This is a genomic window from Cellulomonas persica (assembly GCF_007989825.1).
GTDB classification, from domain to species: domain Bacteria; phylum Actinomycetota; class Actinomycetes; order Actinomycetales; family Cellulomonadaceae; genus Cellulomonas; species Cellulomonas persica.
Genome location: NZ_BJUA01000013.1, coordinates 1 through 14,179, shown reverse-complemented (window position 1 = coordinate 14,179; position 14,179 = coordinate 1). Strand labels below are relative to the sequence as shown.

General features: G+C 72.7%; 10 protein-coding genes. 1 reads left to right on the top strand and 9 read right to left on the bottom strand.

Features of this window, described 5'->3' with window-relative positions:
* Positions 1-109: 109 nt before the first annotated feature.
* The 8 genes from CPE01_RS12725 to CPE01_RS12690 all read right to left on the bottom strand — a co-directional run bounded on the left by CPE01_RS12725 (position 110) and on the right by CPE01_RS12690 (position 11,903).
* Positions 110-1,453 (bottom strand): M16 family metallopeptidase, encoded by a 1,344-nt coding sequence (locus CPE01_RS12725; RefSeq protein WP_146807198.1) that lies wholly within the window; start codon positions 1,451-1,453, stop codon positions 110-112.
* Between the two features lies 1 nt (position 1,454).
* Positions 1,455-3,677: a polyribonucleotide nucleotidyltransferase gene (locus CPE01_RS12720; RefSeq protein WP_146807197.1), complete on the bottom strand. Its 2,223-nt coding sequence runs from the start codon at positions 3,675-3,677 to the stop codon at positions 1,455-1,457.
* 273 nt (positions 3,678-3,950) lie between these two features.
* Positions 3,951-4,220 carry a 30S ribosomal protein S15 gene (rpsO, locus tag CPE01_RS12715; RefSeq protein ID WP_013884091.1) on the bottom strand — a complete coding sequence of 90 codons (270 nt, stop codon included), beginning with the start codon at positions 4,218-4,220 and terminating at the stop codon, positions 3,951-3,953.
* Between the two features lie 176 nt (positions 4,221-4,396).
* Complete coding sequence (locus CPE01_RS12710) at positions 4,397-5,476, bottom strand: CAP domain-containing protein (protein WP_146807196.1); 1,080 nt, start codon at positions 5,474-5,476, stop codon at positions 4,397-4,399.
* 225 nt (positions 5,477-5,701) lie between these two features.
* Positions 5,702-6,685: a bifunctional riboflavin kinase/FAD synthetase gene (locus tag CPE01_RS12705; protein ID WP_146807195.1), complete on the bottom strand. Its 984-nt coding sequence runs from the start codon at positions 6,683-6,685 to the stop codon at positions 5,702-5,704.
* Between the two features lie 106 nt (positions 6,686-6,791).
* Positions 6,792-10,145, bottom strand: coding sequence for a glycoside hydrolase family 9 protein (locus CPE01_RS12700; protein WP_246783931.1), 3,354 nt, complete (start codon positions 10,143-10,145; stop codon positions 6,792-6,794).
* A 157-nt stretch (positions 10,146-10,302) separates the two neighbouring features.
* Positions 10,303-11,298, bottom strand: a complete 996-nt coding sequence (truB, locus tag CPE01_RS12695; protein ID WP_146807193.1) for a tRNA pseudouridine(55) synthase TruB — start codon at positions 11,296-11,298, stop codon at positions 10,303-10,305.
* Between the two features lie 5 nt (positions 11,299-11,303).
* Positions 11,304-11,903 (bottom strand): TetR/AcrR family transcriptional regulator, encoded by a 600-nt coding sequence (locus CPE01_RS12690; RefSeq protein WP_246783930.1) that lies wholly within the window; start codon positions 11,901-11,903, stop codon positions 11,304-11,306.
* An 82-nt stretch (positions 11,904-11,985) separates the two neighbouring features.
* Between CPE01_RS12690 and CPE01_RS12685 the strand changes: the two genes are divergently transcribed.
* Complete coding sequence (locus CPE01_RS12685) at positions 11,986-13,494, top strand: DHA2 family efflux MFS transporter permease subunit (RefSeq protein WP_146807192.1); 1,509 nt, start codon at positions 11,986-11,988, stop codon at positions 13,492-13,494.
* 118 nt (positions 13,495-13,612) lie between these two features.
* Here CPE01_RS12685 and rbfA read toward each other — a convergent pair whose 3' ends face one another.
* The gene (gene rbfA, locus CPE01_RS12680) at positions 13,613-14,062 is read right to left on the bottom strand and encodes a 30S ribosome-binding factor RbfA (protein ID WP_146807191.1); all 450 of its coding nucleotides are present in this window, start codon (positions 14,060-14,062) and stop codon (positions 13,613-13,615) included.
* Positions 14,063-14,179 lie beyond the last annotated feature (117 nt).

Below are 14,179 nucleotides of genomic sequence, written 5' to 3'. Positions count from 1 at the left end.
TGCGCGGGTCGGCCTCGGCCGGCCCGCGCAGCGCGGTGATCAGGGGTCGTGACCAGGATGTCGTGATCAGGGCGTCGTGATCAGCGCGCCGTGATCAGCCTGGCCCGGCTCAGTCGCCGAACGGTCCGACGCGCACGACGGACCGCGGCCGTGACGCGAGCTCGGCGGCGAGCTCCTGGACGTCCTGCACCGTGACGGCACGCACGCGCTCGAGCGACTCGTCGATGCTCAGCAGCTGGCCGTGCACGAGCTCGGCCTTGCCCAGACGGCTCATGCGCGAGCCCGTGTCCTCCATGCCGAGCACGAGCCCGCCCGAGAGCTGTCCGATCGACCGCTCGAGCTCGGCGGCCGTGATGGGCTCCGCGGCGAGGCGCTCCCACTCCGCGACCATGAGCGCGACGACCTCGTCGACCTTCGCCGGCGTGCACCCCGCGTAGAGGCCGAACACGCCGGTGTCGGTGTGGCCGGACGCGAACGAGTACGTCGAGTACGCCAGGCCTCGCTTCTCGCGCACCTCCTGGAACAGGCGCGACGACATGCCGCCGCCGAGCACCGCGTTGAGCACCGACAGCGTGAACCGCCGGTCGTCGGTAGCGGTCAGCGACGTGCAGCCGACGATGACGTTCGCCTGCTCGGTGTGCCGCCGCACGGCGCGCTCGACGCCGACGATCGGCAGACCCTGCTGCCCGGCGGCGAGCTCGACGGCGCGATCACGGCGACCGGTGGGACTCGCGTCGCCCGACAGGTCCCAGCCCCCGGCGACGAGGGCGTCGGAGACCTGCGCGCACAGCGTGTCGTGGTCGACCCCGCCGGCGGCGCTCACGACGAGCGTCGACGGCTGGTAGTGCCAGCGGTAGTGCTCCCAGACGGCGTCGCGCGGCACGTCGCGGATCGTGTCCGGGGTGCCGCCGATCGGCCGGCCCAGCGGGTGCTCGCCGAGCACCGCGGTGGCGAACTGCTCGTGCACGACGTCGCTCGGGTCGTCGTCGTTCATGGCGAGCTCTTCGAGGATGACACCCCGCTCGGTCTCGAGCTCGTCGGCGTCGAGGCGTGCGGAGGTCACCATGTCGGCGATCACGTCGACCGCCATGGGCAGGTCGGTGTCGAGCACGCGCGCGTAGTAGCACGTGTGCTCCTTCCCGGTCGCCGCGTTGGCCTCGCCACCCACCGCGTCGAACGCCTCCGCGATGTCCATCGCGGTGCGCCGCGCCGTGCCCTTGAAGAGCAGGTGCTCGAGGAAGTGCGTCGAGCCGAAGTGACCCGACTCCTCGTCACGCGAGCCGACGCCGACCCACGCCCCGACGGTGGCGGACCGCAGGCCGGGCATGTGCTCGGTCAGGACCCGGACGCCGCCGGGCAGGACGGAACGACGCACGAAGGCGTCGCCGTCCTGCCCGGCGGACTGCTCGGCGCCCGGGAGACCCGGGCGCACGAGCGGGAGCTCGAGAGGCACGTCAGGCGTCGACCGCGGCGTCGGCCGGGGCCTCGGCCTTGTCCTCGTCGACGACCGCGTGCAGCGACAGCTTGCCGCGCGGGTCGATCTCGCCGATCTCGACCTGGACCTTCTGGCCGACCGCGAGCACGTCCTCGACGTTCTCGACGCGCTTGCCGCCGACGAGCTTGCGGATCTGGCTGATGTGCAGCAGACCGTCCTTGCCCGGCGACAGCGAGATGAACGCGCCGAACGTCGTCGTCTTGACGACGGTGCCGACGAAGCGCTCGCCGATCTCCGGCATGTGCGGGTTCGCGATCGCGTTGATCGCGGCCCGCGCGGCCTCGGCCGACGGACCGTCGGTCGCGCCGATGTAGACCGTGCCGTCGTCCTCGATCGAGATGTCGGCGCCGGTCTCCTCCTGGATCTGGTTGATCATCTTGCCCTTCGGGCCGATGACCTCGCCGATCTTGTCGACCGGGACCTTCACCGTGATGACGCGCGGCGCGAACGGGCTCATCTCGTCGGGCGTGTCGATGGCCTCGGCGATGACGTCGAGGATCGCCAGACGCGCCTCCTTGGCCTGCGTCAGCGCGCCGGCCAGGACCGAGGCGGGGATGCCGTCGAGCTTGGTGTCGAGCTGGATGGCCGTGACGAACTCGCGGGTACCGGCGACCTTGAAGTCCATGTCGCCGAACGCGTCCTCGGCGCCGAGGATGTCGGTGAGCGCCGCGTAGCGGGTCTCACCGTCCACCGTGTCGGACACGAGGCCCATCGCGATGCCCGCGACGGGCGCGCGCAGCGGCACACCCGCGTTGAGCAGCGACAGGGTCGAGGCGCAGACCGAGCCCATCGACGTCGAGCCGTTCGAGCCCAGCGCCTCCGAGACCTGACGGATCGCGTAGGGGAACTCCTCGCGGCTCGGCAGGACCGGCATGAGCGCGCGCTCGGCGAGCGCTCCGTGGCCGATCTCGCGGCGCTTCGGCGAGCCCACGCGGCCCGTCTCGCCCGTCGAGTAGGGCGGGAAGTTGTAGTTGTGCATGTAGCGCTTGCGCGTCTCGGGCGACAGCGTGTCGAGCTGCTGCTCCATGCGGAGCATGTTCAGCGTCGTGACGCCCAGGATCTGGGTCTCGCCACGCTCGAACAGCGCCGAGCCGTGCACGCGCGGCAGGACCTCGACCTCGGCCGAGAGCGTGCGGATGTCGCGCAGGCCACGGCCGTCGATGCGGAAGCCGTCGGTGAGGATGCGCTGGCGGATGAGCTTCTTCTGCACCGAGCGGTACGCGGCGGAGATCTCCTTGTCGCGACCCTCGAACTGCGCGGCGAGCTCGGCCTGCACCTCGGCCTTGATCTCGTCGAGGCGACCCTCGCGGGTCTGCTTGTCGGCGATGCTCAGGGCCTCGCCCAGGCGCGCCGTCGCGGCGGCCTCGACCGCGGCGTAGACGTCGTCCTGGTAGTCCGGGAACGTCGGGAAGACCTGGGTCTCCTTGGCGGCCTTCGCGGCGAGCTCGGTCTGCGCCTCGACGAGGACGCGGATGAACGGCTTGGCGGCCTCGAGGCCCTGCGCGACGATCTCCTCGGTCGGCGCCTGGCCGCCCTCGTCCTTGATGATGTTCCACGACTTCTCGGGCGCCTCGGCCTCGATCATCGCGATCGCGACGTCGTCGCCGACCACGCGGCCCGCGACGACCATGTCGAACGTCGCGCGCTCACGCTCGGAGTAGCGCGGGAACGCGACCCACTGGCCGTCGATGAGCGCGATGCGCACACCGCCGACAGGGCCGGAGAACGGCAGGCCCGACAGCTGCGTCGAGATCGACGCGGCGTTGATCGCGAGCACGTCGTACGCGTCGTCCGGGTGGATCGCCAGGACGGTGATGACGACCTGGACCTCGTTGCGCAGGCCCTTGACGAACAGCGGGCGCAGCGGACGGTCGACGAGACGGCACGCGAGGATCGCCTCGGTCGACGGGCGGCCCTCACGGCGGAAGAACGAGCCGGGGATCTTGCCGGCGGCGTACTGCCGCTCCTCGACGTCGATCGTCAGCGGGAAGAAGTCGAACTGCTCCTTGGGGTGCTTGCCGGCCGTCGTGGCCGACAGGAGCATCGTCTCGCCGTCGAGGTACGCGGCGGCGGAGCCGGCGGCCTGCTTGGCGAGGCGGCCGGTCTCGAAACGGACGGTGCGGGTGCCGAAGCGACCGTTGTCGATCACGGCCTCGGCGAACTGGATCTCGGGACCCTCCACGGGTGCCCTCCTTGCTCTCGAAGGCGCCGGCCGGTCCCGGCGGTCTTCGATCGAGGCCCACGGAGCCAGGCTCCGGGGGCCACTACCGAGGACCGGACAGGTGGACCGACGCGGTGGGTGATGCGTGTGGAACGGGTGGTGCGGGCCGCTCGGCTCGAGCGACCGGGCACGCCGACGATCTTGCCGGTGTGCGGCCGGGCCTGTCGCGCGACGCGCGGGCCCGACATGCGGACCAGCCCGGACCCCCGCGGGGATCCGGGCTGGTCCGGGAGGTCAGCGACGCAGGCCGAGACGCTCGATGATCGAGCGGTAACGGTTGATGTCGATCTTCTGCAGGTAGCCGAGCAGGCGGCGACGACGACCGACGAGCAGCAGCAGGCCGCGGCGGCTGTGGTGGTCGTGCTTGTGCTCCTTGAGGTGCTCGGTCAGGTCCTTGATGCGCTGCGTCAGGACAGCGATCTGGACCTCGGGGGAACCGGTGTCGCCCTCGTGCGTGGCGTACTCGGTCATGATGGCCTGCTTGGTGGCAGCGTCGAGGGACACGGCTCTCCTTGTTGATCTCGTTGCGCGGTGCGCCGGGGCACGTCCACCCGGGCTCTCTCGTTCCGCGGCCGTTCTGACGGCTACGACAGCCTACCAGCCGCAGGCCAGCCCCGGAGCCGGGCCGCACATGACCTGCGAGACCGGCCCGCGTGACCGGCGCCCGCCGGGCGAGACCGTCAGGCGGTGGGGTCGTACAGCCGCACGACGTAGCTCAGGGTGCGCGACGAGCCGCCGGTGATGCCGGACACCGTCACGCGGTACCGCAGCGGCGTCGTGCCCTTCGGGTCGCCGACGCCCTTGACGTGGAACACCAGCGTGTTGGGGCCGTAGCCCACGACCGGCGTGTACCTCTTGACCTTGAGCGTGCGGGCCACGCGGCCCGACGACCACAGCCGCTGCACCTTGACGGTCGCCTTCGAGAAGCTGACGTCCGGGTCGGACGACGACAGCGACCAGCGGCCGTTCGGCTCGAGCTGCTCCGGGAACCAGCCGCGCGCGGGCCACTCGATCCACGTCGGCGCGGCGACGGACGACGACGAGCCCAGGCCGATCACCGTGAGCGCGTTGGCCGACGGCGTCGAGCCCGTCGCGATGCGCGTGGTCGTGGGGTTGAGGATCCACCGGCGGTGGCCGACCGCGGTGTTGCCGGTGCCCGGATCCACCATGTACGCGGCGATCGCCTTGGCGCCGCTCGCGCCGAGCGCGAGGTTGGAGACGCCCGCGGCGCTCTTGGCGGCCCGCGTCCAGCACTTGGGGAACTCGCTCGGGCTCGGGGCGTGCGACAGCTTGTCGTTCGCGTCCATGAGCAGGGCCGCCTTCTGGGCCGCGCTGCTCGCCTCGGTGTCGAGCTCGACCGGCGGCAGCTGGACCATCGCGCGCATCGCGTTGACGGTCGTCAGCGTCGCCGCGCGGGACGCCCTCGACTCCTGTCCGGCGGTGCACGCGCCCACGCTCCCGCTCCACTCGACCGGCACCGCGAGCGCCTCGGCGATGCTGCGGTTGTACAGGCGTGTGACCCATTCCTTGGTCGGCTTGGTGTCGACGCCGGCGGCGGAGACCAGCGCCGTCGCCGCGGACGCGTCGAGCGTCACGCTCGTCGGTGCGGCGAGCGTGGGCCCGAGGACCGTGGGCGGCTGCGCGGTGCCGGCCTGCGCCGGGGAGCCGGGCGTGCCGGCGGCGGCGGGGACGACGGCTCCGGCGACGAGCGCGCACGAGGCGGCGAGGCCGATCAGGACGAGGGTGCGACGCACGGTCACACGGACCTCCGTGGGGCGACGACAGGGCCGAGATCCGGCGGATCCCTGTCGCTCGCATCGGCACGTCGAACCGGAGACCTGAGTCCCGACGCAGAGAATGCCGCTGACCAGCCGCGACGCACCGTCCGCGCACCTCTGCAGCGGCCCGCGGGCGCCCGCGGCCCGCGCGGGGCGTGGTTCGTCGACCGGTTTCCCCGGTTCCCCCGAGGCCGTCCCGGCCGGGTGTCAGCCCTCGGCCGCGAGCACCTCACGCACGCGCACGACGTCCGCGTGCATCTGCTCGAGCAGGTCGTCGACCGACGAGAACCGCAGCGTCGGCCGCAGGCGCGCGACGAGGTCGAGCACGACCTCCTGGTCGTACAGGTCGAGGTCCGTGCGGTCGAGCACGTACGCCTCGACGCGCCGCTGCACGCCGTCGAACGTGGGGTTGGTGCCGATCGAGACCGCGGCGGGCAGCGGCTCGTCGTCGACGACGGGCGTGCCGTCCGCGGCCCGCGTCCGGCGCAGCCAGCCCGCGTACACGCCGTCGGCGGGGACCATGCCGAGCGCGTCCTGGGCGAGGTTGGCGGTCGGGAAGCCGAGCTCACGCCCCCGCGCGTCGCCGTGCACGACGATGCCGCGCAGCCGGTGCGGGCGGCCGAGCACGAGCGCCGCCTGCTCGACGTCGCCCGTGGCGAGGGCCTCGCGCACCCACGTCGACGACCACCGGCGGCGCAGGGCCTCGTCGTGGCCGGTCGGGGTGATGTCGTCGATCACCTCGACCTCGAACCCGTACCGGCGGCCGAGCTCGACCATCGTCGTGAGGTCGCCCGCGTTCTGCCAGCCGAACCGCACGTCCCGCCCGACGACCACCGTGCGCGCCCGCAGCCCCTCCACGAGGTACGTGCGCACGAACTCCTCGGGCGACTGACGGGCGAAGTCGAGCGAGTACTCCAGCAGCAGCACGGCGTCGAGCCCCGTCTGCTCGAGCAGGTCGAGGCGGTCCTCGTCCCCCGTGAGCAACGGCGGAGCGTCGTCGGGGCGGTGCACCTGCAGCGGGTGCGGCGAGAACGTCACCGCGACCGCGGCCGAGCCCTGCGCACGCGCGTCGGCCGCCATGCGGCGCAGGACGCTCGCGTGACCGCGGTGCACTCCGTCGAAGTTGCCGAGCGTCACGACCGTCGGACCGAAGTCGGACGGCACGTCGGCGAGGTCGGTCCAGCGATGCACCCGCCGATCATGCCACCGCCTCACGGTGCGGTGCTGCGGCGTCCGGCCGCGCGGCCTCGTCGTGCCGCCCACGGGGCAGCTGCGACGAGGCCGCGCACCGGTGAGGTCACCGCGGACCGCGCGCCAGGGTGATGGTCGCCTCACGCGTCGTGGCACTGCCAGCGGTGTTCGTGAACACCGCGCGGTAGCGGTCGCCGTCGGTCGGCGGACCGATGACGAACTGCAGCGACGTGCCGCACGCGCGACGCACGTCGACCCAGCTCGTCGACCCCTTCTCGAGCACCTGCCACTGGATCCTCGGCGTCGGGTAGCCGGTCGCCGCCGCGCGCAGCGTGACCTTCGTGCCCTGCTTCCCGGAGGCCGACGCGGGGTGCACGGTGATGGTCGGCGCCTGTCGCGTGATGCGCAGCGTGGCCGCGTCCGTGGTCGCCGAGCCGGACGGGTTCGTGAACACCGCCCGGAACTGCGCACCGTCGGTCGCGGGCGAGGCCTTGACCGTCAGCGTGGTCGAGGTCGCGCCGTGCACCGGCTTCCACCTGCCCTTGGCGTCGCGCTGCTCCCACCGCACGGTGGGCGTCGGGCTCCCGGTGGCGGCGACGACGAACGACGCCGTGGCACCGGGTGCGACGGTCGCGTCCTGCGGCTGCGTCGTGACGACCGGCGCCGCGGGCAGACCCTTGGCGGCGACGTCGGCGACGAAGGACGCGACCCACGACATCGGCGCGTTCCAGTTGATCGTCAGCTCGTTGACCGACCACGCCTCGATGTCGTCCACGTAGCACATCTGCGGCGCGCACTCGTGGCCCGCGGGGTAGAGCCGGTTCATCACCGGGTCCCACGTCCCGCGCTGCGAGTTCGGACCGCCCGAGATCGTGCCCGGCAGCGGCGGCACCAGCCAGCGGCTGTGCTGGTGCGACGAGTACTGCGTGCCGTACCCGGTGATGTACGAGTTGTTCAGCGCGTTGCGGCCGAGCAGGTAGTCCATCGACTCGAGGACCGCCCGCGCGTACCGGGGGTCACCGGTCAGGTCGTACGCCGTGCCGAGCACCACCTGGTTGTTGAGGACCGCCGAGTTCGAGCCCCACTCGTACGAGCCGTCCGCCTGGCCCGGGTACGCGTGACCGAACGCCTCGGCCTCCTGCCACGCGAGGTACGTGTCCGCACCCGCCACGACCGAGGCGCGCACGGCGTCGACGTCCTTCTTCGGCAGCTTGCTCGGCACGGTCGCGAGGTCCATGCGCGCGAGCGGCGCCACGCTCCCCCACGAGAACCCGGTCCGCGACCAGATGTCACCGGTGTGGTCCGGGCTCGCGAGCACGTCCTTCCTGAACGCCGGGTCGCCCGTGGTGAGGAAGAGCTCGGCCGCCGCCCAGTAGAACTCGTCGCTGACGTCGGTGTCGTCGTACGGGCCACCGCCGTTCTGACCGGCGGTCACCGGCGCGTACAGGTCCGGAACCCGCTCGGCGGCGGCGTAGGCCGTCTTCGCGGCCTTCAGCAGCTCCTTCGCGAACGCCTTGTCGTACTTCTCGAACAGGCGCGAGCCCTGGGCAGCCGCCGCGGCGAGGTTGAGCGTCGCGGCCGTCGACGGCCGGTGCAGGCGCCGCTGCTGCGGGTCGTCCGAGGGCAGCAGGCCCAGACCGGTCCAGCCGACGTCGTGGATCTTGTGGTGCACCAGGCCGTCGAGCGACCGCGTGTCGGTCGCCGAGACCGTCATCCCCGAGCCGGCCGGGACCTGCATCGCGAGCAGGAACTCGAGCTGCCAGCGCGCCTCGTCCAGGACGTCGGGCACCTTGTTGCCGCTCTCGTCGGCCGGCACGTCGAGCGTGCCGTCGCCGAGCGCGCCCGCCACGACGTTCTTGCGGTGCAGCGTCCGCTCGTACGTGCCGAGCAGCTGTGCGACCGAGATGCCGCCGTTGACCACGTACTTGCCGTGGTCGCCCGCGTCGTACCAACCACCCACGACGTCGAGCGAGTAGCCCTGCGGGCAGGTCCACGTGCCGTAGGACCACGACGCGCCGTCCTCGGCAGCGGTCAGGCACGCGACGTCGAGGTCGCCCTTGTTCACCGCGCCGTCAGGGCCCGAGACGTGCCCGGCGGGCCGGTCGTACCGGTCGTCCGGCACGTCGACGGCGATGCCGGAGCGCACGGGGTAGAAGTAGTTCAGCGCGTCGTAGCGCAGCTGGTCGTAGAGCGTCGCCGAGATCGCGAACGGGTCGCTGCGGTCCTCGCCGACGACGAGCGTGTAGCCCGTTCCGGGCGTCTGGAACGCGCTGAAGTCGATGGTCTGGACGTCGAGCTGCGAGCTCGGGTCGAGGCCGGCGGGCGTCGCCTGGCCCGACGCGACCACCTGCTGCGCCGCGTCCTGCAGCTGCCAGTCCAGCGGCTCGCTCGCGTCGCTCACGACCGTCGCGTTCTTGGGACCGCCCGGCAGGTAGCCGAGCTGGTTGACCCGGATCGGGCCACGCACGTCGGGCTCGTAGGGCGGCGGCGGCGTGGCGACCTTCTGGAGCGACAGGCTCGTGATGCAGAACGTGAAGTCGCCGCGCGCACCCATCTGCAGCGCGACCTGCCCGACGCCGACCGCGGGGTCGGAGGACTCGGCCGGGAACGTCACCGGCGAGGTGAACGCCAGCACGTGCTCCTGCAGGTCGGTCGTGAGCTGGGTGTTGTCCACGAACGCCGTGCGCCACGGCTCGGCGTTCTCGCCGATGACCGTGCGGATCGTCGCCGCGTTGCTCGAGCTCGCCGTGTAGGTGAGGCGGTAGTTGGCGTCCGCCTCGATCGGCAGGCCGTTCAGCACCAGACCCGCGTACTGGCCCGAGCCGTCGAGCACCTCGAAGCACAGCGGCTCGCCCTCACCCGGCTCCGAGGTGACGTTCCAGCCGTTGGCGCTCCAGCCCTCGGGCAGGACGCCGTCGAAGCTCGTGTCCGGGATCAGCTCGACCTCACCGCTGATCTGGAAGTCGTCGAGGCAGAACGTGTAGTCCTGCGCCTGCGCGCCGAGCTGGAACGACGTGTTCCCGTCACCGCTGAACCCCGGCGTCCAGGTGAACGCGTAGTCCTGCTCATCCTCGGTCAGCGCGACGGTCGACGAGACGTCGTCGGGCCAGCCGATCCCGGCGCGCAGGTTGACCGAGACGGGCACGGTCGCGTGCGCGGAGAACGACACGGTGTACGTGTCGCCGGCCGCGAAGGTCACACCGTCGTGCTGCGCGGCGGCGTCCCACGGGTTCGTCGTGCCGGCCGGCACGACCACGCAGAACTCGCCGTCCACGATCGACGACGACGAGTCGCCGCCGTAGCTGTACCAGCCCTGGGTGCCGTCCGTGAAGTCGTGCGGGGACTCGACCGGGTCCGCGAACGCCAGGGGGGCGGCAGCGGCGGTCGCGACGAGCGCCGTGGCGGTCAGCCCGGCGGAGAGTGCAGCCGTGCGCGCACGGCGGGGGAACCAGGAAACCACGTCGTCTCCTCGAAGCCTGACAGCGCGTGCCCCGGGAGCGGAGAGAGCTCCCGATCGTCGCCAAGCCGGAACGTACCAGGACATACGGGGCGACGAAACCGGTTCCGGCGTATGACAACCGATTAGGGCAGCGCGCCGCCGCCCGCAGGTGTGGCGGCTACTGCGCGGCGAGCACGAGGACCGGGCGGGCCTTGCCGTCGTGCAGCCGCAGCAGCGCGACGAGGCGGCCCGTCGGGCCGATCGCGGCGACCGTGACCTCCGGGTCGGCCGTCAGCGACGCGGGGTACGCGGCGATGGCCTGGCCGTACCCGAGCGCACGCTCCTGCGCCTCGTCGATCTCGTGCACCGGGAACGTCGCGCGCGCCGCGTCGGCGAGCGGCATGACGTCGATCGGGACGCCGTCGGGCACGAGCGCGAGCTCGTCCAGCGTGCGCGCGTGCTCGAGCAGGTAGCCGCCGACGCGCGTGCGACGCAGCGCGGTCAGGTGCGCCCCGACCCCGAGCGCCGCACCCAGGTCACGCGCGAGCGCCCGTACGTAGGTGCCCGACGAGACGACCGTCCGGACGTCCACGTCGAGCACGCGCACCCGGTGCTCGCCCGCCTGCACGTCGACCGCACGCACCTCGCCGACGGTCAGCTCGGACACGGTCACCGGACGCGCCGCGAGCTCGACCTGCTCCCCCGCCCGGACCCGCACGTAGGCGCGCTCGCCGTCGACCTTGATGGCCGAGACGGCGCTCGGCACCTGCAGGATGTCGCCCGTCAGCGTGCGCGCGGCGGCCTCGACCTGCTCGCGGGTCAGGTGCGCGGCGTCGTGCGCGCTCGTGACCTCACCCTCGGCGTCCTCGGTCGTCGTCGCGACACCGAGCCGCACCGTCGCGGTGTACTCCTTGTCCGCGCCGACGACGTACGTGAGCAGCCGCGTCGCGCGGCCGATCCCGACGACGAGCACGCCGGTGGCCATGGGGTCGAGCGTGCCGGCGTGCCCGACCTTGCGGGTCCCCGCGAGGCCGCGCATCCGCGCGACGACGTCGTGGCTCGTCCAGCCCGCGGGCTTGTCGACGACGACGAACCCGTCTGCCGCGGTCGGCCGGCGGCGTCGCGGCGCGTCGTCGCGCGGCCCGCGCGGACCGCGCGCGGTCGCCTGCGGCACCCCGCTCACGCCTGGGCCCGGCGCGTCGCGAGGAACACGCACTCGACCAGGGCGTCCATCCCGCCGTCCTCGCCGCGGTGCGCCTCGGCGTCGACCGCGACGAGCACGTTGAGCAGCATGCCGAAGGCGACGAACTGACGCGCCTCGTCGGGACCCGCCCCGGTGCCGGCGACGAACAGCCGGTAGGCCTCGCCCAGGCAGTGCCGCGCGACGCGGCCCACCTCGTCGTCGGCGCTCGCGATGAAGCCGTGCATGAGCAGCCGCAGCAGGTCGCGGTCCTCGATGAGCTCGAGGTACGCGCGCCCCATGGCCTCGGCGGGGTCGTCCTCCTGCGCGGCGGCGCTCAGCACCGCGACGACCTCGTCGGCGGCCTGGCGGTACGTCTCGACGAACAGGTCACGCTTGGAGCCGAACAGGCGCACGACGTACGGCTGGGAGATCGCCGCGGCCCGTGCGACCTCGTCGGTCGTCGCCGCGAACCCCCCTTCGGCGAACACGCGGCGCGCCGCCGCGAGGATCTGCTCGCGGCGCTCGTCGCCGGACATGCGGACGGCCCGTGCGGGCTCCTTGCCGACGGCCTCGGCCGCGACGGTGCTGCTGGACATGTTGACAGGTTATCAGCGGATGCCTACGGTCGCTCTTGTTAGTAATCACTCAATGCCAACAAGAGTTGCAGGGGAGCCCTCGATGACCACGTCCCTCCACGACGCCGACGCGCCGGCGTCCGGCGCCCGCCCTCGGGTCACCCGCACCGGGATCGCGCTCCTGGCCGCGTCCCTGCCGATGTTCATGGCGACGCTCGACAACCTCGTCATGACCACCGCGCTCCCCGTGCTGCGCACCGAGCTCTCCGCGTCACTGAGCGAGCTGCAGTGGATGATCAACGCCTACACGCTCGCGTTCGCCTCGCTGATGATCGCCGCCGCGACCCTCGGCGACCGCCTCGGCCGGCGCCGCGTCTTCCTCGTCGGGATCGGCGTGTTCACCCTGGCCTCCATCGCCTCGGCGACAGCCACCTCCCCCGAGATGCTCATCGCGGCCCGCGCCGTGCAGGGCGCCGGAGCCGCCGCGATCATGCCGCTGTCGCTCACGCTGCTGGCCGCCGCGGTGCCCCGCGCACGTCGCGCCATGGCGATCGGCGTGTGGGGCGCCGTGTCCGGCCTCGGCGTCGCGCTCGGTCCGGTGATCGGCGGCGCCGTCGTCCAGGGCATCTCCTGGGAGGCGATCTTCTGGATCAACGTGCCCGTCGCGGTCGTCGCCGTCCCGCTCGTCCTGCGCGTGCTGCCCGAGTCCTACGGCCGGCGCCAGCGCATCGACCTGACCGGGCTGGTGTTCGCCAGCCTGGGCGTCCTGGCGATCGTCTGGGCGGTCGTGCACGGCAACGACGACGGCTGGACGTCCGGTCGCGTGCTCGGCGCCGTCACCGCGGGCGTCGTGCTCCTCGTCGCGTTCCTGCGGCGTGAGGCGACGACCGACCACCCGCTGGTCCCCCTGCGTCTGTTCCGCGTGCGCTCGTTCGCGACCGCCAACGGCAGCTCGTTCCTGTTCTCGGTCGGCGTCTTCGGCACGGTGTTCGTGCTCTCGCAGTACCTGCAGATCGCGATGGGATACAGCCCGCTGCAGGCGGGCGTGCGCACGCTGCCGTGGACCGCGGCGCCCATGCTCGTCGCCCCGATCGCGGGCATGCTCGCCCCGCGCCTCGGCGTGCGCCCCCTGCTCACGGCCGGGCTCGCGCTGCAGGCGGTCGGCCTCGCCTGGCAGGCCGCGGTCGTCGGGGACACCACCGTGTACACCGACATCGTGCCCGGGCTCGCGCTCGCCGGGATCGGCATGGGTCTGACGTTCGCGCCCTCGGCGACCGCCGTCCTCGCGGACATGGCGCCCGACGACCACGGCACCGCGAGCTCGGTGAACTCGACCATCCGCGAGGTCGGCGGAGCGGTCGGCGTCGCGGTGATCGTGGCCGTGTTCCAGGCCGCCGACGGGACGCTGACCCCCGAGGGGTTCGCCCAGGGTCTGCAGCCCGCGGCGTTCGTCGGGGCGGCGGTCGTCGGTCTCGGCGCCGTGGTCGCCGCCTTCATGCCGCGCGCGACGGGCCGCATCACCCCGGACTCCCCCACGCTCGACGTGGAGCCCGCATACCCGACGGAGACGCGGCGCAGCGAGGAGGACCAGCCGGCCCTCGCTACCCGCTGACCCGTCCGACGCGCCACCGCACGATGAGCGAGGGCGGCCCGACCACCAGGTCGAGCCGCCCTCGCGACGTCTGTGCGCGGCGACCGCGCGGTCCCGCAGGGCCGGCGTGCGCCGTGGATCAGGCCTGAGCCTCGTCCGTCTCGTCGTCCTCCTCGGCACGACGGTACGGGTCGGCCTCGCCCGCGTAGGACGCGGCCTTGGCCAGCGCCTGCACCTCGGCGTCACGACGCGCCGCCTCGGCGAGCGCCTGCTCCAGGTGCGCGGCCGTCTCCGGTACGGCGTCGAGGTGGAACGCGAGCGTTGGCGTGAGCCGGATGCCCGTCTGCTTGCCCACCTCGGAGCGGATGATGCCCTTGGCCGACTCGAGCGCCTTGGCGCTGGCGGCCCGCTCCTCGTCGTCGCCGAGCACGGTGTAGAACACGTCGGCGTGCTGGAGGTCTCCCGTGACCCGGACGTCCGTCACGGTCACGAACCCCAGCCGCGGGTCCTTCACGCGGGTGTCGAGCATCTGCGCGACCACCTGCTGGATCCGCTCCGCCAGCTTGCGCGCACGAGCGCTGTCCGCCATCAGACTCTCCTCACATGCTCAGAACGCCCGGAGCGCCCACCGCGGTGAGCGCTCGGGAGGGTGCGGTGTGCGCACACGGCCGTGGTTGGGCCTGGCGGGCGGCCGCCCCTGCCGGGG

Excerpts from the sequence above, each read along its gene's own strand:
- CPE01_RS12690 (WP_246783930.1), bottom strand. The coding sequence starts at position 11,903 with ATGTCCAGCAGCACCGTCGCGGCCGAGGCCGTCGGCAAGGAGCCCGCA.
- CPE01_RS12685 (WP_146807192.1), top strand. The coding sequence starts at position 11,986 with ATGACCACGTCCCTCCACGACGCCGACGCGCCGGCGTCCGGCGCCCGC.
- rbfA (WP_146807191.1), bottom strand. The coding sequence starts at position 14,062 with ATGGCGGACAGCGCTCGTGCGCGCAAGCTGGCGGAGCGGATCCAGCAG.